This is a genomic window from Lutimonas saemankumensis (genome assembly GCF_020171465.1).
In the GTDB taxonomy this organism is placed as follows: Bacteria; Bacteroidota; Bacteroidia; order Flavobacteriales; family Flavobacteriaceae; genus Lutimonas; species Lutimonas saemankumensis.
The window spans coordinates 361,031-386,542 of the sequence record NZ_JAIUZR010000006.1; the positions used below are offsets into that span (position 1 = coordinate 361,031).

The 25,512-nt window shown below is 38.3% G+C and carries 18 protein-coding genes and 1 pseudogene; 6 read left to right on the forward strand and 13 right to left on the reverse strand.

Annotated elements, in window-relative coordinates; translation table 11 throughout:
* Position 1 precedes the first annotated feature (1 nt).
* The 5 genes from LCM02_RS15770 to mnmE all read right to left on the reverse strand — a co-directional run bounded on the left by LCM02_RS15770 (position 2) and on the right by mnmE (position 4,618).
* Entirely contained in the window at positions 2–331 is a 330-nt protein-coding gene (locus LCM02_RS15770) for a helix-turn-helix domain-containing protein (RefSeq protein WP_224932198.1), read from the reverse strand.
* A gap of 137 nt (positions 332–468) precedes the next feature.
* The gene (locus LCM02_RS15775; protein ID WP_224932200.1) at positions 469–1,458 is read right to left on the reverse strand and encodes a hypothetical protein; all 990 of its coding nucleotides are present in this window, start codon (positions 1,456–1,458) and stop codon (positions 469–471) included.
* A 15-nt stretch (positions 1,459–1,473) separates the two neighbouring features.
* Positions 1,474–2,613: a site-specific integrase gene (locus tag LCM02_RS15780; RefSeq protein ID WP_224932202.1), complete on the reverse strand. Its 1,140-nt coding sequence runs from the start codon at positions 2,611–2,613 to the stop codon at positions 1,474–1,476.
* Positions 2,614–2,967 carry a helix-turn-helix domain-containing protein gene (locus LCM02_RS15785; protein WP_224932204.1) on the reverse strand — a complete coding sequence of 118 codons (354 nt, stop codon included), beginning with the start codon at positions 2,965–2,967 and terminating at the stop codon, positions 2,614–2,616. It abuts the gene before it with no gap.
* A gap of 247 nt (positions 2,968–3,214) precedes the next feature.
* A complete protein-coding gene (gene mnmE / locus LCM02_RS15790) occupies positions 3,215–4,618 on the reverse strand; it encodes a tRNA uridine-5-carboxymethylaminomethyl(34) synthesis GTPase MnmE (RefSeq protein WP_224932206.1) in 1,404 nt (467 codons plus the stop codon).
* A 99-nt stretch (positions 4,619–4,717) separates the two neighbouring features.
* On the opposite strand from mnmE, the gene LCM02_RS15795 reads away from it, so the two are divergent.
* Positions 4,718–5,056 carry a DUF4870 domain-containing protein gene (locus LCM02_RS15795; protein ID WP_224932208.1) on the forward strand — a complete coding sequence of 113 codons (339 nt, stop codon included), beginning with the start codon at positions 4,718–4,720 and terminating at the stop codon, positions 5,054–5,056.
* A gap of 13 nt (positions 5,057–5,069) precedes the next feature.
* Here the strand turns inward: LCM02_RS15795 and miaE are convergent, their stop codons facing one another.
* From miaE to LCM02_RS15810, 3 genes and pseudogenes are all read right to left on the reverse strand, one after another.
* On the reverse strand, positions 5,070–5,651 hold the full coding sequence (gene miaE / locus LCM02_RS15800; RefSeq protein ID WP_224932210.1) for a tRNA-(ms[2]io[6]A)-hydroxylase: 582 nt from the start codon (positions 5,649–5,651) through the stop codon (positions 5,070–5,072).
* A gap of 17 nt (positions 5,652–5,668) precedes the next feature.
* Positions 5,669–7,436, reverse strand: a pseudogene (locus tag LCM02_RS15805) (DNA polymerase III subunit gamma/tau).
* Positions 7,437–7,519: 83 nt separating this feature from the next.
* Positions 7,520–9,298 (reverse strand): AMP-dependent synthetase/ligase, encoded by a 1,779-nt coding sequence (locus LCM02_RS15810; protein ID WP_224932212.1) that lies wholly within the window; start codon positions 9,296–9,298, stop codon positions 7,520–7,522.
* Between the two features lie 206 nt (positions 9,299–9,504).
* On the opposite strand from LCM02_RS15810, the gene pheT reads away from it, so the two are divergent.
* Together pheT and LCM02_RS15820 are read left to right on the forward strand one after the other, a co-directional pair.
* On the forward strand, positions 9,505–11,937 hold the full coding sequence (gene pheT, locus LCM02_RS15815) for a phenylalanine--tRNA ligase subunit beta (RefSeq protein WP_224932214.1): 2,433 nt from the start codon (positions 9,505–9,507) through the stop codon (positions 11,935–11,937).
* A gap of 13 nt (positions 11,938–11,950) precedes the next feature.
* On the forward strand, positions 11,951–12,967 hold the full coding sequence (locus LCM02_RS15820; protein ID WP_224932216.1) for a quinone-dependent dihydroorotate dehydrogenase: 1,017 nt from the start codon (positions 11,951–11,953) through the stop codon (positions 12,965–12,967).
* Between the two features lie 17 nt (positions 12,968–12,984).
* On the opposite strand, the gene LCM02_RS15825 is transcribed toward LCM02_RS15820, so the two are convergent.
* From LCM02_RS15825 to uvrA, 5 genes are all read right to left on the reverse strand, one after another.
* A complete protein-coding gene (locus LCM02_RS15825; RefSeq protein WP_224932218.1) occupies positions 12,985–13,761 on the reverse strand; it encodes a murein L,D-transpeptidase catalytic domain family protein in 777 nt (258 codons plus the stop codon).
* An 84-nt stretch (positions 13,762–13,845) separates the two neighbouring features.
* Complete coding sequence (locus LCM02_RS15830; RefSeq protein ID WP_224932220.1) at positions 13,846–16,299, reverse strand: alpha-ketoacid dehydrogenase subunit alpha/beta; 2,454 nt, start codon at positions 16,297–16,299, stop codon at positions 13,846–13,848.
* Positions 16,300–16,416: 117 nt separating this feature from the next.
* A complete protein-coding gene (locus LCM02_RS15835) occupies positions 16,417–19,152 on the reverse strand; it encodes an aminopeptidase (protein ID WP_224932222.1) in 2,736 nt (911 codons plus the stop codon).
* A gap of 100 nt (positions 19,153–19,252) precedes the next feature.
* Entirely contained in the window at positions 19,253–19,966 is a 714-nt protein-coding gene (locus LCM02_RS15840; RefSeq protein ID WP_224932224.1) for an LOG family protein, read from the reverse strand.
* A gap of 32 nt (positions 19,967–19,998) precedes the next feature.
* A complete protein-coding gene (gene uvrA, locus LCM02_RS15845) occupies positions 19,999–22,839 on the reverse strand; it encodes an excinuclease ABC subunit UvrA (RefSeq protein WP_224932234.1) in 2,841 nt (946 codons plus the stop codon).
* Positions 22,840–22,941: 102 nt separating this feature from the next.
* On the opposite strand from uvrA, the gene LCM02_RS15850 reads away from it, so the two are divergent.
* From LCM02_RS15850 to LCM02_RS15860, 3 genes are read left to right on the forward strand one after another with little or no spacing between them, the layout of a single operon-like run.
* A complete protein-coding gene (locus LCM02_RS15850; RefSeq protein WP_224932236.1) occupies positions 22,942–23,169 on the forward strand; it encodes a PspC domain-containing protein in 228 nt (75 codons plus the stop codon).
* A gap of 18 nt (positions 23,170–23,187) precedes the next feature.
* A complete protein-coding gene (locus tag LCM02_RS15855; protein WP_224932238.1) occupies positions 23,188–24,201 on the forward strand; it encodes a potassium channel family protein in 1,014 nt (337 codons plus the stop codon).
* A gap of 11 nt (positions 24,202–24,212) precedes the next feature.
* Positions 24,213–25,133 carry an SDR family oxidoreductase gene (locus tag LCM02_RS15860; protein WP_224932240.1) on the forward strand — a complete coding sequence of 307 codons (921 nt, stop codon included), beginning with the start codon at positions 24,213–24,215 and terminating at the stop codon, positions 25,131–25,133.
* The last annotated feature ends 379 nt before the right edge of the window (positions 25,134–25,512 follow it).

Genomic DNA, 25,512 nt, shown 5'->3' on the forward strand with positions numbered 1-25,512 from the left:
ATTATTTTTTATTGTTTAAGTAATTTTTTGCTCTGTCATGAATCTCTTCAATAGATGGAATTTTGCCTGACTTTACATAACTAAGGAGTTCACTTTTAAAGAAGTAAAGTTTTTTACCTTTTTTCATAAAGGGAAGCTCATTTTTATTGGCTTTACTGTACATGGTAGATACTTTTAGGTCTAACAATTTGGCAGCTTCCTCAATTGTAAGTAGTTTGTTTGATTCTTTTTCAGGTTTTAGAGATTCTACTATACTGGTGAAGTAGTCCATCTTTTCTTTTAGCTCGTATACCATGTTTGGCAGCGAATCGAAGGTGTTAATTTTCTCCATTATTTAATAATTTATATTAATTATCAAATACACTTTGTACTTGATTTCAGGACAAAATTATGGTCAATGTATGATGTGGCTATGGGGGTATTTATGGGATAATTGGGATCACTGAAAATCAGTGATATAAATAAGATTTATTTTGTTAAAGAATTGTAAATGGCTCGATCATCCATCCCCTCATATACAGATAATGTTCTTATTAATTGAAAAAAGGGAGTATCATTTTTTAAGTTATCAGCATTACTTAAATCATCATGTATAGATTTTAATACGGCGGAAACATTTGTTCTAGTACGTGTTTTAAGTTTGAAATGTTTAATAGGGATTATAAATGACTTACCCTCTAACATCAATGCGAGGATATCCACAAATTCATCAAACTCTTTTTCATATGTAAACGCATATGACCATCCCTTAGAACCTAGTTGTGCAAAAGAATCTTTAATAGCTTTAACTGTTCTTTCTTCCGGTGATATTAGGTTTTCTTCCTTAATTGATTCTTTCGATGCTACTATGTTTTTATCCGAGAGCTCTGGGTGACTATCAAGTTCTGCAATGGTCTTTGCTTGACTTGCTCTAATGGCTTCTTCTTTCAAATATTCTAATTTTGATTTACGCAGAACCAAAAGTTTCTTATGAATATCAACACTTGGATTAATAATTGAGATAGGATCTTTTAATTCTATTTTAGCTTTTTTTATACCGTAAATTAATGTTGCAGCATCATCGCATGTTTCCCAGAGAGGCTCAATAAATGATAAATTAGGTCTCTCAAAATAATAGTCCAATTCCTCTTTACTTACAATACGCTCATTTTTTTCATCTCTCTGCTCATGTCCAAGTTCCAGATATATGTCATCAATTTCAGCTTGAGTTGCAGAAAAGGCTTGTATTAAAGTCTCAGTTCCAATTGTAATTCTTTCTTTTGAAATGGATTTGTTAATTAAAGAATCAAGTTTTGTAATCAGCTTGGTATAAAACTGTTTTTTTGAATAAATATCTTTAGCATTTGCTTCAGGTCTAACTTTATAAAATTCCTGGAAATAAAACTGAGCAATATTGTCATCATTTTCTTTTGTATATTCAAGATAGCTTTTGGCAATTAAATCTGTAAAGAATTTCATAGTGAGTAAAATTTGCTAAAAGTTAAGTTTAATTTTATCAACAGTGTCACGCTTGGATTGATCAACGATTTTCGCGTAAACCTGTGTGGTTTTCAAGTTTTTGTGCCCTAACATCTTTGAAATGGTATACAGATCTGTACCTGCTTGAAGTTGTAATGTAGCATAGGTATGACGAAAACAATGAGGAGTTAAGTTTTTCTCGATTCCAGCATCATCAAGCCAATCGAGTAATTGACGATTATGATAAGCTGAATACTTTAAGCCTGTGAAGACTTTCTCGTCTGGTTTACCAGGTTCTCCAAGTAGTTCATATGCCTGATTTGGTATTGGAAGGTAATTATCACGTTGAGTCTTTTGCCTTTTTGTAATTACGAGATAACCTTGGTTTTCTTGGTAGGAGATATCTTTCCAAACCATATTTTGAACCTCCTTAAATCCTAATCCGGTTAAAGCCGAAAAAATAGCAAACTTTCTTAGTAAAGTATTTTTACAGGGCGTATTGGCCAATAACTCCAATTCTTGCAATGTCAAAAATTCTCTCCTGGTTTCAGCTTCTTTGATAGCTTCAATCTTAGAATTTATATCTATTGTAATATAACCATCTTTAAAGGCTTGTTTTAGAGATGCCTTAAATTTGTTGAAATAACTGCTGGCAGTATTTCGGTTTAATTTTTTGTTTCCCTTAATACGGTTTGCATGTGTTAAGTAATCTTTGAAATCATTACAAAATCTCTCATCAATATCTTTAAATTTAATATTGTCATCAGCAAATCTCTTCAAATGTTTCAAAGTGGCTAGCCAAACAAGGTAAGTTGACCCCTTTCGTTTTTTCATTAGAGACTCATAGTAATTAAGGAAGGATTTCTCACCTCTTTCTTGAGCCTTTATTTGTTCAAGTTCGAATGGAGTATAAACTTCTGGTTTGTTTATTTCATTGTCCCTTTTCAGCCTTATCTGTTCGGCTAACAATAATGTCTGTTTGTTTTCTTGCTTTTGGATGGAATTTTTAGGTTTTTCATAAATCCATAGTCTTAGAAATTCTCGGCGTGTTGTTTTATCTGAGCTTGATGTATATATTGGAGGATAGAAATCAAGATACAAGCTATACCGTCCTTTAGAGATGGATTTTTTTCTCAATGTTACCTTGCTTATCATTTAGTTGAAAAGTTTATCTAGTTCAGAACGTTTTACACGGGTCATTCTTTTACCCAAATTAACAGCCTTAATATTTCCTTGATCAATATAATAGTAGATAGTCCTAATAGAACAGTTGAGTAATGTTGCTACCTCTTTTACTGTTAAAAATTCTTTTGCCCTAAGTTGATCTAAAGGAAACATAATTGTTTTAACTGTTTCTTTGTTGCTTGATTCAATTTTTTCTTGTCTAAGCTTTGCTTTATAATGTTGACTATTACATTTTTTGGAGCAGTATTTAGTCTTAGTGGTTCTCGCTGTAAAGGCCTCACCACAATTATCACATATTCTTTCAATTTTAATATTGCTACTCATTTATTTAAGTGACGATAAGTATATATAAGAGTAATTAAGTGTAATTAGATGCATTTAAGTGCAATATAATAAATAAATCAATTGCATTTTAAATGTTTTTTTATTTTGAGGTACAAGAGGGGTACAAATAATTACCAATTAAACTTATTTGGAATATGAATAAATATTAGCTGATAGATTAAAAATACTTTAAATAAAGGGTTTATGGAAGGTTTATTAATATTTAAGGATGGTTTATTTTGTTGAATTACTTCCCGATACAGAAATTGGCAAAAATATTGCCCAAAAGATCATCCGTAGTAATCTCACCAGTGATTTCCCCCAGATGAAATAAGGCTTGCCTGATATCAATAGCCATCAGGTCACTTGAGATATTGTCATCCATTCCTTTCTGGACTTCATTCAAGGCGATATATGCTTTGTTAAGCGCTTCAAAATGGCGGGAATTGCTAACTACTGTTTGCTGGTTGCTAAGAGCTCCGGTGTTGACGAGCTGAGTCAAATGGTCCAGCAAAACATCGATACCTGTTTTTTCTTTAGCCGAGATCAATATCCAGTCAGGTTGAGCCGCAGTGATTTCATTTTGTTTCTCCTGAGATAACTGATCAGATTTGTTAATTAGGGTTAATATTTTCTTTTCAGGATATTTTTCCTGAAGGTTATTCTCTTCCTGAATCAATTTGCTGAACTCCTTAATTTGAATTGCATCAATCAGATGAAGGACGAGTTGGGCCTTTTCAATATTTTCATAAGTCTTCTGGATCCCTATATTTTCTACAATATCCTGGGTGTCACGAATTCCGGCTGTGTCAATAAAACGATAGGTGACTCCCTGTAATACAATTTCATCTTCGATGGCATCACGTGTGGTTCCTGCGATATCGCTTACAATGGCTTTTTCCTCATTCAGCAAAGCATTTAACAGCGTTGATTTCCCCACATTAGGTTCTCCTACAATGGCTACCGGTATTCCATTTTTTAGAACATTCCCCAAGGCGAAAGAATCAATTAGTCTTTTTAGAACCTTAGTTATCCTGTTGATCAGTTCCTGAAATTCCGATCGGTCAGCAAATTCCACGTCTTCTTCTGAGAAATCAAGTTCCAGTTCGATCAGTGAAGCAAAGTTCAATAATTCTTCCCTCAATTGGGCGATCTCGTTTGAAAATCCTCCTCGCATTTGCTGCATGGCTATACTGTGCGAACTTTGTGAATCGGAGGCAATGACATCGGCAACTGCCTCAGCCTGGCTTAAATCCATTTTTCCATTTAAAAATGCTCTAAGGGTAAATTCTCCGGCCTCTGCATGTCTGGCTCCCGATCTGATCATGAGTTGAAGGATTTCTTGTTGAATGTAGGCCGAACCATGGCAGGAAATCTCAACGACATTTTCCCCGGTATACGAATGGGGCCCTTTAAAAACAGTAACCAAAGATTCATCAATAATTCTGTCCTCATCGACGATAAAACCCAGATGAACGGTATGTGAAGAAACCGTCTTCAGATTTTTACCTTTTTTTCGCGGACGGAAAATCGAATTGACAAGTTCGATGGCCCCGGGACCTGACAATCGTATCACGGCTATAGCACCGATTCCAAAAGGGGTTGCCAGTGCAATAATTGTATCCTTGTTTAAACTTGAGCCTTTTTGCATTTTTTATTTCTTTATCCGATCGTTGCAAAGGTACATACATTTGATTTTACCTTGATGTAACATTTTGAATCTGTCTGCGTCAAATAGAAAAATATTTAAATGAGAGAAGACAGACAAACCTTAATGCTTACCCATCTTAGCCAATTACTTGATCTTGTTACAGGATTTGGAGGATTCATCGTTCCTTTAGTTATTTGGATCAGTAAAAAAGACGAAATCTATGAAATGGATGAACACGGGAAAAGTATTATTAATTTCCAGTTGAGTATGTTTTTGTATGCCTTGATCTGTGTACCGCTTATTTTATTGATTGGCTTAGGAATTCTCGGTTTAATTGCCATTGGGATCTTATGTCTTGTTTTCCCCGTAATCAACGCAATAAAGGTTAACAACGGAGAACCCATACATTATCCGCTTTCCATTCGATTTATCAATTAGGAAGGCAGTCTGGTTAACCATGGACCCTGGCTGTGGTACCTCTGTTTCGCATGAATTCGGCCTCGTAAGCCAGTAAACCATCCCATTTTTGATCCACAATCTTACGGTCCTGATATTTTCTGGCGAATCCAAGAAAAACAGTGTAATGATTCGCTTCAGAAGCCATAAGGTCACGATAGAAGCGGGCTAATTCCTGGTCTTCTATGTTTTCAGAGAAGACTTTGAATCTTTCGCAGCTTCTGGCTTCAATCAGAGCAGCAATCAAAAGTCTTTGGATCAAGGCGTCTGTCCTGTCATTCGTTTTCGGGAAATAAGAATGGAGGTGTTTGGCGTAATCATTTTTTTGTTCTCTCCCTAAAACCATGCCTCTGGCCACCATAAAATCATGAACCATTTTGAAGTGTTCCATTTCTTCTATGGCAATCTCGCTCATGGCCTGAACCAGCTCAGTTTCTTCAGAATAATTGATAATGATTGAAACTGCATTGGATGCAGCCTTCTGTTCGGCAAATGCATGGTCGGTAAGCACCTGTTTTAGACCGCTTTTAGCAACTTCCACCCAGGAAGTCTCAGTTTCAAATTTGAGTCCTAACATATTTCTTCGCTTTGTATTTAAAGTTCCAGATTGAATTTTTTTCTCAGCAAGGAAATGGCTTCGTTTTTTTCCTTAAGCAATTCGTATTTTTCCTGAGGTGTGTAAGCAAATCGTTTGGTGGTATCCTCATTGACGGAAATTTCGAAATCCACTTCATAATTATTCAGTTTTCTTCGGATATGCCTTAAAACTTTTGGGCGAACTTTCAATAATTCAACCTTCATCAATTCATTGGGATAGGTTACATGTATTTGAGTTCCAACTAATTTTGGAGCATCTGCTTTTAAAATAGAGGCCAGAATTTTTTCTCCTTTTACATGCAGATCATTGACATAGGTATTCCAAACTTCCAAAAAGGTTCCTTCCGTGAAAGGATCTTTGGGAAGATCTTTTTGTTGGTCCTGTTCCTCCTTATTCTTTTTGATCCGCTCTTCTTCTTCCTTTTTATTCCGTTTTAAACTTGATAAAGAAAGGGCGGAATTCCTGCGCTCTCCGGGCTTTACCTTTAAGGGCTTCGGCTTTTCTATGTTTTTAGCAGGCGTTGGGACCGACAACGTTTCCTTCTTGGCAGCAGGAGGATGCTCATGCTCGCGTTTAGGAACCGCAACTTTAGCTACCACTGAAGTTCGATCAGTAACAGGCATTGCCGGTTGTGAAACCTGTTTTGTCGTGGTTAAAAAATGAAACGAAGGAATTATAAATCGTTTAGATTTTTTTTTTGCCATCAAATGTGATGGAAGCAATTTTCATTAAAGTAAGTTCAACCAAAAGCCTTTGATTCTTACTGCTTTTGAAATTTAAATCACATTCATTGGCAAGATCTATGGCCCTCATTAAAAATCGTAAATCAGATTTCTTTGCCTGTTCCAGATACTGCTTTTTAGTGGTATCCCCAACCTCGAGCAGTTGGACAGTTTCAGGATCTTTCGCGACGAGGAGGTCCCTGAAATGCGAAGCCAGCCCTATTACAAAATGATGACTTTCAAAGCCCTTTGTCAGAATATTATTCAGTGTAATGAGAACCTGTGGGATATTATTGTCCAGCAAGAGGTCCGTGACCTGAAAATACACATCGTGATCCAGCACATTGAGGTTGTCCGCAACAGCCTTTCTGGTCAGTTGATCTCCTGAAAAACTCACAACCCTGTCAAAAATTGATAAGGCATCCCTCAGGGCCCCATCTGCTTTTTGAGCAATAATATGCAAGGCATCATCCTCTGCAGTGACATTTTCCCCTTTGGCTATTTTGTGCAGGTAATTTTTTATATCCAGCACACCAATGCGTTTAAAATCAAAAATCTGGCATCGGGACAGGATCGTTGGAATGATTTTATGCTTTTCGGTAGTTGCCAAAATAAATATGGCATGTGCGGGTGGCTCTTCAAGCGTTTTTAAAAACGCATTAAAAGCCGATTGAGAAAGCATATGGACCTCGTCAATGATATATACTTTAAACTTACCCGTCTGAGGAGGAATCCTTACCTGTTCCGTCAGGGTTCTGATATCATCCACCGAATTATTTGAAGCCGCATCAAGCTCAAATATATTAAAGGCAAAATCCTCATCTGCCATTGGGCTCTCAAGACTCTCAAGATTGATTTGTTTTGCCAGAATTCGGGCGCACGTTGTTTTACCAACACCTCTCGGCCCGGTAAATAGCAAGGCCTGTGCCAAGTGATCGTTTTTTATCGCATTCTCCAGGGTGTTCGTTATGGCCCGCTGGCCTACGACATCACTAAATACCTGAGGACGGTATTTTCTGGCTGATACGATAAAATGTTCCATTTAATACGATTATTGAAGCAAACAAATGTATGAATAACCTTAGGTATTTACAACAAATTTAACAGGCTTGTGTTGATATAAATCTAGGATCCGTAAATTTTGTCATAAAGATGTTTGTATTTTTTCAGAATGACCTCTCTTTTGGGTTTGAATGTAGGGGTAAGGAGGTTGTTGTCTACAGACCAGATCTCAGGTGTCAACTCCATCTTCTTGATGGTTTCCCATTTGCCAAAATTTTGATTTCCAAGGTCTATTTCTTCCTTGATTCTCTTCTTAACGTCCTGGTTGAAGGCCATCTCTTCAGGGGTATTACCACAGTTCACATCATGTCGTTTTGCCCATTCCTTGACAAATTCGAAATTTGGCTGTACGATAGCGGCCGGCATTTTCTGTCCTTCTCCAATGACTAATATCTGCTCAATAAAACGCGATTGCTTCATTTCATTTTCAAGTAGAGTTGGACTGATATATTTCCCTCCCGAGGTTTTGAAAATTTCTTTTTTTCTTCCCGTAATGGTTAAAAAACCGTCTTTGTCTAATTCTCCTTTGTCACCTGTATGGAAAAAGTCATCTGTCATGACCTCCGCTGTTTTATCAGGATCCTTGTAATATCCCTGCATTACATTGGGACCTTTTATCAAGATCTCTCCATCATCTGCGATCTTGATTTCCACATTATCAATCGCTTTTCCAACGGAACCAATTTTAAAATTTTCACCTTCGTACATATTGACAGAAATTACCGGGGAGGTTTCGGTTAGGCCGTAGCCTTCCATGACCTGCATACCGGCAGCTGCAAAAATTCTTGATAATCGGGGTTGTAAGGCCGCAGAGCCCGAAACCATCGTAGACAAATTTCCTCCGAGGGCCGCCCTCCATTTACTGAAGATCAGTTTATTGGCGAGCTTCAGTTTTTTCTCGTAGTACCATCCATTCCTTTCATAGGGTTCGTATTTCAATCCTGTTTCCACGGCCCAGAAGAAAAGGCGTTTTTTAATTCCCGTAAGATCCGCACCTTTGGCAATGATACTGTCGTATATTTTCTCTAGTAATCTGGGTACCACACTCATGAAGTGTGGTTTCACTTCTTTTATGTTATCGGCTATTTTTTCAATGGATTCCGCAAAATGTATGGTCAATCCTGAATACAGATACAGATAGTGTAACATACGCTCAAAAACGTGGCAGACCGGAAGGAAACTCAAAACGGTGCTTTCTCCTTTTTCAAGGGGTAATCTTGGGACGCTGTCCAGAACATTGCTCACCAAGTTGTTATGGGAAAGCATAACTCCTTTGGGAACTCCTGTAGTACCCGAGGTGTAAATGATCGTGGCAAGGTCACCTGGCTTCACCTTATCTTTAAGTTTATCCACCTTCTCCTGCAGGCCCTCGTCTGACCCAAGGGTAAAAACTTCTTCCCAGTAGGCGCAATCCTTAATCTTGTCAAATGAAAAAATTCGTTTTAAACTTTTAACGTTCTTTTCAATGGCTGTTGCTTTTTCAAATAAAATCTCGTCGGATAGAAAACAGAATTTAACTTCGGCATGATTGAAAATATACTCATAATCCTTCTCGCTGATCGTTGGATAAATAGGAACGTTTACGGCTCCGATCTGAAGTAAGGCGATATCAAGAATGTTCCATTCGGTCCGATTGGTGGATGAAATGAGCGCAATTTTATCTCCTGGTTTTACACCCAAGGCAAGTAAACCTCGACTCACAATATTCACTTTGGCCACAAATTCTTTGGTTGAGGTAGCCACCCATTCTCCGGTCACTTTCGACACGAATGCCTTAGAGAGGTTATATTTATCAAGTTGATAATATGCGAAATCAAAAATTCTTGTTATTTCTGTAGACATGTGTTTAAATTATTAAAATCGCAAAATAGGGAAATTAAATTAATATTTAAAATCGTTCTAAAGAGTTAAAAATTCTTGGGTATAAGCTATATCATTACTGGTTCAATTGTATATCTTTGCAGCTGAAAAAATTAAGGAGTTTCTGAGGGTTTAAGGCTCTTTAAAAGAAGCATTTTACTTAATTTTGAACCGTTAAAATTTTTACAATGAAGATATCATACAATTGGTTGAAAGAATTTTTGAACATTGACCTGGACGTTGAAAAGGTCAGTGAGATTCTTACTGATTTGGGATTGGAAGTAGAGGGTATTGAATCTTATGAATCTGTTAAGGGAAACCTGAATGGGGTTGTCGTAGGTGAAGTTCTAAGTTGTGAGCAGCATCCAAATGCGGACAGACTAAAGGTTACTCAGGTAGACTTAGGTGATGGCAGTCCGGTACAGATCGTATGTGGGGCTCCAAATGTAGCAAGGGGCCAGAAAGTGCCGGTGGCAACCATTGGTACGGTGCTGTATACGGATCAGGGAGAAGACTTTAAAATTAAAAAAGGAAAGATCAGAGGTGAATTGAGTCATGGTATGATATGTGCAGAGGATGAGTTGGGCCTGGGTCAAAGCCATGACGGAATTATGGTTTTGCCGGAAGATACAAAGGTTGGTTCCGCTGCTGCTGACATTTTCGAGCTGTATAATGATAAGGTTATTGAAATTGGCCTAACACCGAACAGGGCAGATGCTATGAGTCATCTTGGTGTAGCAAGAGACCTTTATGCAGGACTTCTTCAAATGGAAGAAATACAAACCAAATTGAATACACCGTCGGTCAGTGATTTCCACATTGATGAAAGAACCTTTAATATAAAGGTTGAAGTTGATGATTATGATCAGGTTCCGCGATATGCCGGAATCACGATCACGGATCTTAAAATTGAGGAATCTCCTGCCTGGCTTCAGAACAAATTAAAGGCAATTGGACTGGGTCCTATCAATAATGTCGTAGATATCACCAATTACATTCTACATGGCCTTGGACAGCCTTTACATGCTTTTGACGCGGATAAGATCAAGGGAGGAAAGGTTGTTGTTAAAAACCTCCCTGCCGGAACCCCTTTTTTGGGCCTTGATGGTGTTGAAAGGGAATTGCACGAGGATGATATTATGATCTGTGACGCAAAGGATAACCCCATGTGTATTGGAGGTGTCTTTGGAGGATTGAATTCGGGTGTGACCGAAGAAACCAAAAGCATATTTTTGGAAGCGGCATATTTTGATCCTGTATCCATACGAAAAACAGCAAAACGACATGGTCTGAATACAGATGCTTCTTTTCGGTTTGAAAGAGGGATTAATCCAAACGCAGTAGTTTATGCATTGAAGCGTGCGGCGATTTGGATTGCCCAGCTGGCCAATGGTAAAATAGTTTCAGAAATTACAGATCTGTATCCAAATAAAATAGAAGATTTTCAAGTCAATTTTTCTTATGAAAAGGCTTTTAAATTGATAGGAGAAGAGATTTCCACTGACACCATTAAAGATATACTTGCGTCACTGGACATAAAGATTAATCATCAGACGCAATCCGGACTTGGTTTGACCATTCCTGCATATCGTGTAGATGTTACAAGAGAAGCGGACATCGTGGAAGAAATTCTAAGGGTTTATGGCTATAACAACATATCTATCCCTGAAAAAATAAAGACTTCCGTTTCGAGCTCTGAAAAATGGACTAAAGAAAAAATCGAGCAGAGGGCTGCAGGTTTTTTGATTTCCAATGGAATTTATGAGGCGATGAATAATTCACTGACAAAACCGGATTATTCGAGTATTTCTGAGAATTTGAATGAAGAAAGAAACGTCAATATCCTAAATGCTTTAAGTGGTGATCTGGCTGTGATGAGACAATCCATGTTATTTGGTTTGCTCGAGAGTTTGTCCTATAATATCAATAGAAAAAACAGTGACTTAAAGCTTTTTGAATTTGGTAATACTTACCATAAATTTGACAGTGGCTATGTTGAAAACAAGCACCTGTCCATTGTGATTACCGGAAGCAGGTCTAAAGAGAACTGGGCGCAGAATGATGGCTCAACAGATGTCTTTTATTTAAAAGGAATAATCAAATCACTTCTGGAAGGATTGGGTCTGAAGAACCTTAAATACGGTAAGGTCAAAAATGACATTTTTTCAGAAGGGATCAGCCTTTATTTGGGAAAAACCCGAATTGTTGAATTTGGTGTTCTGAAAACGAATCTCCTGAAAGAGTTTGGTATCAAGCAAGAGGTTCTATTTGCTGATTTTGACTGGAACAGGGTTATTGAAAATGCCGGAAAGAGCAGCATCAAAATTTCTGAATTACCAAAGTACCCGGAAGTAAGGCGTGATTTGGCTCTATTGCTGGATGAAAACATTGAGTTCATCGATCTATACAATTTTGCATTTCAGAGTGAAAGAAAGCTTTTAAAAGATATGGACCTTTTTGATGTTTATATGGGTGATAAATTGCCTGAGGGTAAAAAATCCTATGCCATGAGTTTTATTTTGCAGGATGATAAAAAGACACTTACCGATAAACAGATCGATAAGATCATGAACAAATTGCAAGAGGGCTTTAAGAAGAATTTTAAAGCTGAATTGAGGTAAAAAAATATTTGATATGTACAAATCAGTTGTCAGAAGGTTTCTCTTCCGGTTTGACCCGGAAAAAATTCATCATTTTTCGTTTTCTGCGATAAAAACATTGATGAAGATTCCTCTGGTTCCTTCAGTTACTCGCAACATCTTTAAGATTGAAGACCCTGAATTGGAAAAGAATCTGTTTGGCCTGAAGTTTAAGAATTCTGTTGGTCTTGCTGCGGGATTTGACAAAAATGCACTTCTTTTTGATGAATTTGCGAATTATGGTTTTGGGTTCGTTGAAATAGGCACGGTTACACCCAAACCACAGCCCGGGAATCCAAAAAAGAGAATATTCCGTTTAAAGGAGGACGAGGCCCTGATCAACAGAATGGGGTTTAACAATGATGGGGTAGATGTGGTTGTTGAACGCCTCAAGAAGAAAAAGTCGAATATCATTATAGGAGGGAACATAGGCAAGAACAAGGTAACTCCAAATGAAAGGGCCATTGACGATTATATGATCTGTTTTGAGAAACTTTTCGAGGTTGTGGATTATTTTGTAGTAAACGTAAGTTCTCCCAATACGCCCAATTTAAGAGCGCTTCAGGACAAAGAGCCTTTAACCAAGTTGCTTCAAACCCTTCAGGACGCCAATCATCAGAAAAAACAACCCAAACCCATTCTATTAAAAATAGCACCGGACCTAACGAATGATCAACTGCAGGACATTATTGATATTGTCAGTTCAACGAAAATTGCAGGAGTCATAGCAACCAATACCACGATTTCAAGAGATGGCCTGAAATCTGAACACAAAGATGAAACTGGGGGTTTAAGCGGAAAACCTGTAAAAGAAAGGTCTACCGAAGTTATTCGTTACCTGGCTGATAAATCCAATAAAGCATTTCCGATCATTGGAGTAGGTGGAATTCATTCTGAAGAGGATGCCAAAGAAAAATTGGCGGCAGGAGCAGATCTTGTTCAACTGTATACGGGCTTTATCTATGAAGGCCCTGGTTTGGTAAAAAGAATCAACAAAAGTTTATTGAGTTAAAAGAATTCTCAGTTGAGCTAAATTCTGTAATTTGCCAGAAGTGATTTTTTCAAATAATTCTCTTCCGGATAGTAAATGAACAGAAGGGATCCGCCTTTGATCCTGTGGATAACTTCGTCGTAGTTTTCTTTAGGAAGTGAAGGGCATCCAAGACTACGACCTAATCTGCCATTCTTTTTAATGAATACGGAACTGACATAATCGGCTGCATGCACCACAATCGCCCTCTTTCGGGCATTATTATTAGTGTATTCAAGGCCATCAAGTCTAAGGGACAAGCCATGTTTACCATGATAGGTTTCTCCCGTTTTATAGAAGCCGATACTGCTTTTAAAGGACCCTACTTCATTAGAGAAATATTTTGCAAATTCTCCTCCTGAATTTCTCCCGTGAGCTACAATGCTTTTATGTATTACCTTTTTCTTGTCAATATCGATCAAAAAGAATCGATTGCGATTAGCTGAGACACTCATGTCTATCACGGTTAGCAGGCTGTGTTCCATGATCTGCCCCTCCTTCTGGAGCTTGACATATCCTTTAAGAGCGGTCTCAAAAGCGTCGTACTCCAGATCCGGCTCATTGAGCTCCAAATATAACTCCCGGGCATATATTTCGAAGTCCTCAATTTCAATCAAAACCTCGTACTCGCGGTTTACAGCACAAACATTTGTGGCCACCAGGGAGAGCGTCAAAGCAAAAAACAACAAAAAACGTTTGCTCATCATCATGTCATTTAAAAAGGCAGCTGTTGAATTCAGGGATATAGTTGTCCCGAACAAATAATTTAAATGCAAAGGTAAGTATTTTTCCCCTCAATAAAATAATTTATCAATTTTAAGACCGTAAATCAGGTGTCTATAGCGAATGATAAACAGTCATCAGAAGTATAAACTCTTGAATTTAGCAGGATCACTTTCCTGCATCACTTTATACACTCCTTCAAATATGTCATTTACAGAAGGTTTGGAAAAATAATCACCGTCCGTACCATAGGCCGGTCTGTGTGCCTGAGCGGTTATGGTTGTCGGTTTACTGTCCAGATAGTTATAGGCACCTTGTTTATTCACAATTTCTTCAAGAAGATAAGCTGATGCTCCACCCGGAATGTCTTCATCAATAACCACAAGTCGATTCGTTTTTCTAACACTTTCCAAAACCTCATTTTCAATATCAAAGGGTAACAAGGATTGTGCATCTATGATTTCCGCATCAATTCCTACCTGTGACAGATCTTTTGATGCTTCTTCCACCAGTCGCAAAGTTGATCCATAAGACACCAGGGTGATATCATTACCTTCTTTTACAGTCTCAACAACGCCAATGGGTGTAGTGAATTCTCCCAGATTTACAGGCATTCGTTCCTTCAACCTGTATCCATTCAGGTTTTCTACCACAATAGCTGGCTCGTCAGATTGGATGAGTGCATTATAGAAGCCCGCAGCTTTAGTCATGTTTCTCGGGACCAGAAGATAAACGCCTCGAACCAAATTGATCAGACTTCCCATTTGGGACCCAGAGTGCCAGATACCTTCGAGTCGATGACCTCTCGTTCTGATGATCAATGGGGCAACCTGTTTGCCAAAGGTTCTGTATCTCAAAGTGGCAAGATCGTCAGTTAGAACCTGCGTTGCGTAAAATATGTAATCCAGATACTGTATCTCAGCAATCGGTCTAAGACCTCTCATAGCCATTCCAATTCCCTGACCAATAATAGTTGCCTCTCTTATTCCCGTATCGTAAACTCTTTCCTTTCCATGCTTTTCCTGGAGCCCTTCGAGTCCTTGATTAACGTCTCCTATTTTCCCGGAATCTTCACCGAAAATCATAATTTTTTGATGCTTTCCAAGTAAAACATCAAAATTGTCCCTGAGAATCAGCCTTGCATCTACATCTTCGGCCTCATCATCGTATTCGGCTTCAACTTCTGAAACGTTGGTCACTTTGGAATCGAGCTCACTGTAAAGATGGGTACTGTACTTTGGTTGTTGAAGCTGCATATAGTCCTTCAGCCAGTTCTGAAGTAACTCTTTTTCCTTAAATTCCTCATTTCTCAGATAGATCAGGCTCCTTCTTCCGATGGTTAAAATATTTTTACGAATCGGTTCGTCAATGGCTTCAAGTTCCCTTTTTAATTTTTCAAGAAAGATCTCATTCTCACTCTTTTTTGCTGCTTTCTCCAGAAGGGCGAGCAGCTCCTTTCTTTCCTTTAACATAGGCTCTAGAAAGGCTCTCCAAGAGTCTGTTTTTGCCTTTCTGACTTCTGTCTTGGCTTCTTTTTCAAGATCTTTCAATTCCTGCTCATTTTCAACAAACTTCAAAACTTCACCATCCTGGTCCTCAAGCTCAAAATTCAGGATCCATTCTCTCATCTTGGCAATACAATCGTGTTCCTTTTCCCAGGCAAGCCTCTCTTTACTTTTATATCTTTCATGAGATCCGGAGGTCGAATGGCCCTGAGGTTGAGTTAATTCTTTCACGTGGATCAATACAGGAACGTGATCCTCTCTGGCTATTTTTGCTGCTTTGGTGTACACGTCAACCAATTGAGTGTAATTCCATCCATTGACAACAAAAATTTCATAACCGTCTCCGTCGCCATCCCGCTGGAAACCTTTAAGAATTTCTGATATACTCTCTTTTGTAGTCTGGTATTTAGAATGGACTGAAATTCCGTATTCATCGTCCCATATACTAATGACCATAGGTACCTTAAGTACTCCTGCAGCATTTATGGTTTCAAAAAACGGGCCCTCGGATGTGCTGGCATTACCAATGGTTCCCCAGGCGATTTCGTTGCCCTGATCCGAAAGGATATTTTCTTTATCAAGACCTTCTAATTTTCTGAATTTTTTTGAGGCTTCGGCAAGCCCTAAAAGTCTTGGCATCTGTCCCGAGGTAGGGGAGATGTCCGAACTGACATTATACTGGTCTTTAAGATTTTTCCAGGAACCGTCCTCATCGAGGGAATGGGTGGCAAAATGGCCATTCATCTGTCGGCCGGCAGAAAATGAATCAGCCGCAATGTCGGGATGTGCGTATAAACTGGAAAAAAAGTGTCTTGGATTGTACTCACCAATGGCCATCATAAAGGTCTGATCCCTGTAATACCCAGACCTCCAATCCCCTTTTTTAAACGCCTTGGCCATAGCGAGCTGCGGGACTTCCTTCCCTCCTCCAAAGATTCCAAACTTCGCCTTCCCGGTCAAAACCTCTCTTCTTCCCAACAAACTGCATTCCCTGCTTACTATTGCAGTTTTATAGTCTTTTAGGACTTCATTTTTAAATTCTAGAAATGACAATTTTTTTGGAGATTCAACCGTCTTTTTGATCATATAAGTAAGACTTTAGGAGTTGAGCAAATATACAAAAAATAAGGGCATTTTCTGGCTGATCTAAATGCCTGTAAAAGAGTGGTTAATCTTATGTAAAATATTTTGTTCAGAGATGAATTAGTAAAATCCTCTTTTGATAAGGTTGTAAATTCTTTCGAAATCCAGCGTCAGTACAAAGCGAATTCTTGAGGCATAATCAGAGAATCCAGGTTCAAAACCCAGGCTCGATTGAAGAGGGAAATAAACTTCAAGAAAATTGTGGATGAAATTTAGCCTTACTCCCGAGTCATATTTAAATCTTGGATTTTCATTTTTGTTTTTTAAGAATCCTGCGTCGGCGTATATTTCAATCCATCTCCAAACGCTTATACTCGCATTCGTACTGAGAATCCATTCATTGGCATAGGGATCTTCAAATATACTTTTAAACCCTCCTTCAGTAATGATGATTTCTTGACTTAAAAACCCTGAACTTTCTGATCGCCCAAGATAATTCAGATCAAATAAATAGTCACTGGGCCGGTCTGAGGCAAAACTGAAAAAATCAGTTGTTGTATTGTTAAACAGGAAGGCTCCAAAGTATAGTCGGAAATCCAGGTAACGATTTATATTTGTCAGCTTTCTGTACCGAACATCAAAGGAAACCCTGCTAAAATCCTTTTGGTACTGAAAATCGGCAAAGTACCTAAGGTCATTGACAATTTCCGGCTTTGAATAACCATACCGGAAATTGAGTATATTGTATTTGTACGTTTCAGGGTTTACAACATCATCAGGTAATTCCTTGTCTACCATTACATATCTTGCTGTCAGCGCCTTTCCTCCTACGTCGCGTAAAGAATTTCTTTTGAAATCTATACTTACAAATGGGGTGAACCTGTTGAATGCAAGGTCCTTGTCATAATGAGACCGGCTGGCTGAAAAACCGGCCCGATACCTGTAGACACTTGTTTGTTGAGGTAAATGTTCGTAGGCGAATCCCAGCCCCCCGGTTAGTTCGTTGCTTTTGAATCCGTAGACCGGAGAGGCAATGAATAACCACTTTTTCTTGAAAAGGGCCTGATTATAAATGGTTGGACCCAGCATGAACCCATCATAAAAATTATACCCTACAAAAGGTTTATAAAATACCTGATTATAGTAGGGGTTTTCTATATCTCGGAAAAAAGTAACTTTTAAAGGCCTGTTTAGAAGCTTTTTATCAAGTTTTTTCCAGTTGTCTCTTAGATTATCCTCAGGAATAAGGTATTCATAATTAAGATTCAGGCGATCTATGTCCTTCTTCGGAACAGTTACTGTGGTCTCATCCTCCAACGGTTCGATCCATTGTTCGAATTTTACGGATTTTTTGTCCAGCCCGTAAAGAAGCATTGGTGCCGAAAAATTACTTCTGTTCCTGATCGTGACATGAACTGAATCTTCATCCTTTTTAATTTTGTCAATCGTATAGTTGATCTTGTTATTGGTAGTCAGGTAATCATCGAAGAACCAATTGAGGTCCTTATCCGCCTTGGATATTAAAATACGGTTGAACTGGTCAGTTGTAGATAGTTTTAAGGCATTTTCCCTGTAAAATAACCTTAGACTGGATCTTATGATGTCTTTCTCAAGATAGGCATCCAAATACCTTAACCCAAGCCCTGACTTATATTTATTGACCAGCTTTAAATTAATATTTGACAAGGAGTCTGCCCTTGTAGTCAGGGACTGGTCTAATTGTTTTCTGGTGGAAAACTGATAAACAAAAGGATATTTTCCGTTGAAATCTAATTTTGCAATATTGTACCTTCTGATACCCCACTTTTTAGAGATATTACCAATGGCTTTTACCTCGGGATAAAATTGTTTTACATATTCCATCATTAAGTAGATCTGAATTCCATCTGCAAGCCAATTATCTTCACGTGGGTTGGTCAGGATCGTATTTTCAATATAGCGTTCGGTCAATGCTTTAAATATTTTGATATCCCATTCAAAAATATCCGAGAAGGGATTTAATTTTTTTGGCAATTGATTAAAGCCGTAAACGGGCCTTTTCTGATAGGTAGTCTGGCTAACCATTAATTTTGAATGAGGATACTTTCCAAGGTGATCGGCAATAAAGTCAAGCTGTCTTTGAAGGACGTCAGCTTTTATATTTTCGGTCAGATTCTTACTTTTTAGGTTCGTAATGATATCCGGACCGGAAGTAGGGTATACAGAATAATCATTTCTGGGTTGAATGCTTAACTCTGTGTCAAGGCGGTTCTTACCACTTAATCTGTACAATACATGATCCTCTTTGATCTCAACTTCCTGTTCAAGATCTGAATTTAAGGTATAGCCCAGGGGTATGGAGAACTCAATCTCAATATCTGCTGGATGCATATAGTGATCATCCATATTCAGGTTACTGAACAGGTGCCATTTTTTATCAAATACCGCCGGGGTAAGGTGCCAGTACCTGAGTTTGTATCCAAGAGGATTACGCCCATAACGCGTGTATTTGTCTTTGGGTACCTTGACTTCATAAGTTATTTGAATTTTTGTTGATTCCCCGGGTCCCAAAGGTTTGGGGAGTACTACTTTTAGAATGTCCGAGGCACCCTTAAGTTCGTAGAAAAGGACGTTAGAATTATCGCAGGTAAGCGTTCTGATGGCGGAATATCCCCGGTCCTTGATATTTGCAAAATAAAGGCTTTTATCATAATCCTCTATCAATCTTCGTGTTAAAGGGGTTGTTTTATCTTTATATCCATTGGCCCAGTTCAACAAGTAAATCGTATCCAGTATACTGTCAGATGGGTTGAAATAGGTGATGTCCTGGTCTATCAGAATTTTATAATCCTGCATCAGGACAGCCTTAAGGGACATCTTATTGTTTTGTCCGAAAAAAAATAACGGCAGTAAAATCAGAAAAGTTAATATGAACTTTTTCTTTCGCACAAATTCATTTTTTAAATAGTCTATAAACTTAAAAATTTGGGCTTAGTTGATGTTTGTTGTAGAAATTATCAATAATGTCCACTACTTCCTGGGCAGTATCAACGATTTTGAATAAATCGAGATCCCCCTCGCTAATATTTGCATTTTTTTTGATCATCACTTCCTTGATCCAGTCAATTAGTCCTGCCCAAAAGGAAGAACCAACTAAAATGATCGGAAATTTTCCTATTTTTTTTGTTTGAATAAGAGTCATGGCCTCAAAAAGCTCATCCAGGGTTCCAAAGCCACCCGGCATGGCAACAAATCCCTGAGCGTATTTGACAAACATAACCTTACGAACGAAAAAATAATCGAATTCCAGGTTTTTGTCCCTGTCTATATATGGATTGTCTTTTTGTTCGAAGGGCAAATCAATATTCAGGCCAACAGATACACCACCACCCCTGTGAGCACCTTTGTTGCCAGCTTCCATGATTCCGGGCCCTCCTCCTGTGATGACCCCGTATCCGTGCTGCGTCAGCTTAAATGCAATATTTTCAGCTAATTCATAGTAGGTATCTCCGGGCTTGGTTCTGGCAGATCCAAAAACACTTACGCATGGACCTATTCTACTGAGTTTTTCATACCCATCGACAAATTCGCTCATGACCTTAAAAATGGCCCAGGAATCATTAGTCTTGATTTCGTTCCAGGTTTTTTGTTTTAGCTTTTCTCGTATTTTTTTCTCTTCATTCGGTGACATAGGCAACTATATTTTCAATTTCTCCTGCAATTCTATAAATGTAATTCTTTTTTTAAGAACCTTGCCGTATAACTTTGTTTGCTCAAACTGATTTCTTCGGGAGTTCCTGCACACAGGATTTTCCCACCTTTCATTCCACCTTCTTTTCCAATATCGATCAAATGATCACACAATTTAATTACATCCAGGTTGTGTTCGATCACCAGGACCGTATTGCCTTTATCCACTAATTTATTCAGAACTTTCATCAATATGCTGATATCTTCAAAATGCAATCCTGTTGTGGGTTCATCCAGAATGTAAAATGTATTTCCTGTATCTCTTTTTGATAACTCAGCCGCAAGTTTGATTCGCTGTGCCTCTCCACCTGAGAGGGTGGTTGATTGCTGACCAAGGGTAATATAACCCAGTCCAACATCTTCAATGGTCTTTAGTTTTAAATAAATCTTTGGGATATGTTCGAAGAATTTGACCGCCTCTTCAATGGTCATATTCAATACGTCAGAAATGGACTTTCCTTTGTATCGTATCTCGAGTGTTTCCCGCGTAAATCTTTTGCCCTGGCATGTTTCGCATTCAACTTCCACATCCGGCAGAAAATTCATTTCGATAACACGAACCCCTCCTCCTTTGCATGTTTCACAGCGGCCATCCTTCACATTAAACGAAAACCGGCCGGGTTTGTAGCCTCGAATCTGTGCTTCAGGAGTTTTTGCAAAAAGGCTCCGAATTTCACTGAAAACCCCTGTATATGTAGCAGGGTTTGATCGAGGAGTCCTGCCGATAGCTGTTTGATTAACATCGATAACCTTGTCAACATGCTCCAGCCCCTCGATAGAGGTGAAGGGCAAGGGTTCTTTGACTGATTTATAAATATGCCTGTTGAGAATGGGATACAGGGTTTCATTGATCAACGTAGACTTTCCGCTACCTGAAACGCCCGTTACTCCGATCAGCTTACCCAGAGGAACCTTTAGGGTGACGTTTTTGAGATTGTTTCCGGAGGCACCTTTAAGTACGATCTGCTTTCCATTTCCCTTCCGTCTGAACTCAGGAATAGGAAATGTTTTTGTCCCGTTTAAATATTCAGCCGTCAAAGTATTGCCTTTTAACAAGTCCTCAGGACTCCCGTTACTTATAATTTCACCGCCGTGTTTTCCGGCTTCCGGACCAATATCTATGACACAATCTGAAGCGATCATCATATCCTTATCATGTTCCACGACCAAAACGGAATTTCCAAGATCGCGCAGTTTCTGAAGTGATTCTATGAGTTTGATATTATCTCTTTGGTGAAGTCCAATACTTGGTTCATCCAAAATGTACAATACCCCAACAAGCTGAGAACCAATTTGAGTTGCAAGTCTTATTCTCTGGGCTTCACCACCTGACAAGGTTTTGGAACCTCGGGATAAGGAAAGATAATTCAATCCAACATCCAGCAAAAACCTTATTCTGGTCTTTAGTTCCTTGATTATTTCTTCTCCGATTATGCGTTGCTTGTCGGTCAGTTTGGATTCCAGATTTTCAAACCAAAGGGCAAGATGATCAATATCCATATTGGAAAGATCCGTTATTGACGCTTCGTTGATTTTAAAATGTAAAGCTTCTTTTTTCAGACGCCCTCCCTGGCATACGCCACAATCAACTTCATCCATAAAACCTTTTGCCCATCTTTTTATGGAACCCGAATGACTGTCTTTGTGTTGAGACTGAATAAAATTACTCACCCCTTCAAAATCAATATCATACCTTCTTGAAACTCCAAGTTCTTTAGAATTTATTTCAAGTTTTTCCTTACCACCATATAAAATCAGGGTCATTGCCTCTTTGGGTATTTCGCTAACCGGGTCTGACAAATCGAAACCAAACTTATCAGCAATATGCTGCAGTTGTTTGAAAATCCAGGATTTTTTTAATTCCCCCAAAGGGGCAAGGCCACCGTTTTTTATGGAAACCTTTTCGTCCGGAATAATTTTTTTAAGATTGATCTGTTGAACTTTTCCAAGACCATTACAGTTTTCACAGGCTCCTTTTGGCGAATTAAAAGAAAATGAATTAGGTTCGGGTTTTGGATAAGAAATACCTGTGGAGGGGCACATAAGATTACGGCTAAAATATCTTGGTCCTGAGATGCTTCCATCATCATTTTGCTTTACTATCATCAGGGTTTCATCTCCGTGATACATGGCAGTTTTGATACTTTCCATCAGCCGTTTGGAAGCGTTCTCATTGATCACCAGCCTGTCGATCACAATTTCTATGTCATGAGTCTTGTAACGATCCAGTTTCATGCCTCTTTCAATTTCTCTGATTTCACCATCAACTCTGACCCTCAGAAAACCTTGTTTGGAGATTTGCTGAAACAATTCACGATAATGTCCTTTTCTGGACTTAACCACCGGAGCAAGGATCATTGCCTTTTCTTCAAAAAAGTCCTGACTGATCAGTAAGTGTATCTCCTCATCGGAATAGCTTACCATTTTTTCATCCGTATTGTATGAATAGGCCACACCAACACGGGCATACAGAAGCCTCAAAAAGTCGTAAATTTCTGTAATCGTACCTACCGTTGACCTTGGGCTTTTGCTCGTTGTCTTTTGTTCAATGGCTATAACGGGTGACAGACCCTCGATTTTGTCAACATCAGGTCTTTCCAACCCCCCTAGAAATTGACGGGCATAGGCTGAAAAAGTCTCAATATATCTTCGCTGACCTTCAGCATAAATCGTGTCAAAAGCAAGTGAAGACTTCCCGCTGCCACTGATACCAGTAATAACGACAAGTTTTTCTCTCGGGATGCTAACATCAATATTCTTTAAATTGTGAACTCTTGCTCCGAGAACTTCTATGCTATCATGATTTATACTCATATATAAAGGTGAAAAAAGAGCAAATTTAATTAATTGAGAGCAGTTTTAAATTATACATGTATTGTAAATTTTATTTTTATAAATTGCATTAAAAATTGAAGCTTGAACTTTATTCATTCCATACGGCATTTTTTTGAGATAAGAGGATTTGATGTGTCGGCCAGATTTGCTGATAAACTGGGTATTCGAGCAACTAATGTCAGACTTTTCTTTATCTATATTTCATTTGTTACGGTTGGGTTGTCTTTTGGAATTTACCTGACCCTGGCATTTTTGTTAAGATTAAAGGATATGATCTATACGAAAAGGACATCAGTTTTTGATCTGTAACATCTAATCTATATTGAATTGGCATTTAAAAGTGGATTTATAAAGTCAAGATTCTACACAGCCCTGGGGTTGTTGTTCCTGTTGATATTTATTGGTACCACAGGTTTTATTCTGATTGCTGATTATGAATGGGTGAACGCCTTGTATATGACGGTAATTACAATTTCTACCGTGGGATTCAAGGAAGTGGAGCCACTCGATTCAGAATCGAAAATTTTTACGATATTCTTGATTATAACAAGTATTACCTTGTTTGGTTATATTATTTCGGTAATCACAGATTATATAGCTAACAATAAATTTATTGAAGAACTCAAAATGAAGCAGGTACAGAAAAGAATTCAGAAACTGGAGAATCACACTATTGTTTGTGGATTCGGCCGAAATGGGAAACAGGCAATGGCCAAATTGGGAAGCTACAATAAAGGTTGTGTCATTGTGGAGAGCAATCCGGACTTAATTGAAGAGATAGAATTGCAGGGTGACATGCTTTATGTCCGCGGAGACGCAACCAATGATGAGGTATTAATGGCTGCCGGAATTGACAGGGCCGCAAGTTTAATTACAACATTACCATCAGACGCCGATAATTTATATGTTGTTTTATCTGCAAGACAATTGAATGACAGTTGCATAATTGTTAGCCGAGCTTCAATCGATACCTCTTACAAAAAATTGAAAGTAGCAGGGGCAGACAATGTAATCATGCCTGATAAGCTTGGTGGTGCCCATATGGCCTCACTGGTTGTTACCCCGGATATTATAGAGTTTATTGACAGGCTTTCCATTGAAGGGGAGAGTTCATCAAATATAGAAGAACTCGTTATCGAAAATCTTCCTGAAGAATATACCAATAAATCCATTCTTGACCTTGATTTGAGAAAGAGGACAGGCTGTACGGTGATAGGTTTTAAAACACCTGATAAGGAATATATGATCAATCCCGATGCCTCAACCATACTCGTCCCAAAATCAAAGCTTATCGTAATTGGAAGGCCCGAAGAAATTCAAAAGCTGAATAAACTATTTTAGAAAATTGTGTAATGGTCAAAAAGCTGGTCATAACCGGAAGTAACGGATTGTTGGGTCAAAAGCTGGTCAAGTTGTTTAAGGGTAAGGTAAATTACGAGATTTTTGCACTTTCCAGAGGTGAAAACAGATTGTCCGATAAAAAAGGATACCATTATATTGATATTGATCTTCTGGACAAAAAGATCTTGATTGAAACTTTGTCACAAATATCTCCGGACATTATAATTCACACAGCAGCCATGACCAATGTAGATGCCTGTGAATTGAATCCTGAAGATTGCGATAAAATGAATATTGAGGTTGTAGCCAATCTTATAGATTATTGTCGAGATAGGGATATCTATGTTGTGCATCTTTCCACTGATTTTATTTTTGACGGTAACAAGGCAGGTCTTTATACAGAAGATGATCCAGCTTGTCCCGTTAATCATTATGGACTGTCCAAATGGAAATCTGAAGAGTTGTTAAGATCCTCCGGCATCAAACATTCCATACTTCGAACCATTCTCGTCTACGGAATGGTGGATAGAAATGATCGAAGCAATATTGTACTTTGGGTCAAGAATTCCCTGGAACTGGGGAAAGAAATAAATGTTGTTACCGACCAGTTGCGAATGCCAACTTATGCAGAAGATCTGGCAGAAGCTTGCTGGCTCGCCGTTATGAACGAGGCTCAGGGAGTCTTTAATGTATCGTGTAATAGCTTGATGAGTATATATGATATTGCAATTGCCGTGGCCCATGAATTCGGTCTCGACAAAAATTTGATCAAGCCAGTTGAAACAAATGCCTTAAAGCTTCCTGCAGAAAGACCTGTTAGCACAGGTTTCGACCTTAATAAGTCAGTAAACGAAATTAATTTACCTCTGTATTCCTTTACTGAACGTCTTCAAGTTTTTAAGGATCAACTCGATAGCTATAATAGTTTATAATGCTTCTTAAAAATCAGTCAATTGTTAATAAGTTTGGCACCCAAATTGTTTTCTGTTTCTGGGATTTGTTTTAGATTTGCAGTCCCGTTTTTTGCGGGATAGTTCTTTTGAATTATTAGGTAAACAAAAAAGTAAATAAAAATGTGTTTTTATTTGCTGTTTAGAGAAAAGGGTTATAAATTTGCAGTCCCTTTTTTTTGTGACTATTGCTAGGTGATGGTCCGGATGTTTACGGCAAAATCAGGGATTAAAATTTTCGATAAAATTATTTTCAGATTTTATTTGGTGGTTTTAAAAAATGGTTTTAGTTTTGCACCCGCTTTCAGGGTTAAAGAAATTTGAAGTAGGGAAGAGAGCGAAGAAAAGGATTTAGAGTTCA

Excerpts from the sequence above, each read along its gene's own strand:
- LCM02_RS15830 (WP_224932220.1), bottom strand. The coding sequence starts at position 16,299 with ATGATCAAAAAGACGGTTGAATCTCCAAAAAAATTGTCATTTCTAGAA.
- LCM02_RS15780 (WP_224932202.1), bottom strand. The coding sequence starts at position 2,613 with ATGATAAGCAAGGTAACATTGAGAAAAAAATCCATCTCTAAAGGACGG.
- LCM02_RS15820 (WP_224932216.1), top strand. The coding sequence starts at position 11,951 with ATGTACAAATCAGTTGTCAGAAGGTTTCTCTTCCGGTTTGACCCGGAA.
- LCM02_RS15810 (WP_224932212.1), bottom strand. The coding sequence starts at position 9,298 with ATGTCTACAGAAATAACAAGAATTTTTGATTTCGCATATTATCAACTT.
- LCM02_RS15795 (WP_224932208.1), top strand. The coding sequence starts at position 4,718 with ATGAGAGAAGACAGACAAACCTTAATGCTTACCCATCTTAGCCAATTA.
- LCM02_RS15770 (WP_224932198.1), bottom strand. The coding sequence starts at position 331 with ATGGAGAAAATTAACACCTTCGATTCGCTGCCAAACATGGTATACGAG.
- LCM02_RS15835 (WP_224932222.1), bottom strand. The coding sequence starts at position 19,152 with ATGTCCCTTAAGGCTGTCCTGATGCAGGATTATAAAATTCTGATAGAC.
- LCM02_RS15840 (WP_224932224.1), bottom strand. The coding sequence starts at position 19,966 with ATGTCACCGAATGAAGAGAAAAAAATACGAGAAAAGCTAAAACAAAAA.
- miaE (WP_224932210.1), bottom strand. The coding sequence starts at position 5,651 with ATGTTAGGACTCAAATTTGAAACTGAGACTTCCTGGGTGGAAGTTGCT.
- pheT (WP_224932214.1), top strand. The coding sequence starts at position 9,505 with ATGAAGATATCATACAATTGGTTGAAAGAATTTTTGAACATTGACCTG.
- LCM02_RS15785 (WP_224932204.1), bottom strand. The coding sequence starts at position 2,967 with ATGAGTAGCAATATTAAAATTGAAAGAATATGTGATAATTGTGGTGAG.
- LCM02_RS15775 (WP_224932200.1), bottom strand. The coding sequence starts at position 1,458 with ATGAAATTCTTTACAGATTTAATTGCCAAAAGCTATCTTGAATATACA.
- mnmE (WP_224932206.1), bottom strand. The coding sequence starts at position 4,618 with ATGCAAAAAGGCTCAAGTTTAAACAAGGATACAATTATTGCACTGGCA.
- LCM02_RS15860 (WP_224932240.1), top strand. The coding sequence starts at position 24,213 with ATGGTCAAAAAGCTGGTCATAACCGGAAGTAACGGATTGTTGGGTCAA.
- uvrA (WP_224932234.1), bottom strand. The coding sequence starts at position 22,839 with ATGAGTATAAATCATGATAGCATAGAAGTTCTCGGAGCAAGAGTTCAC.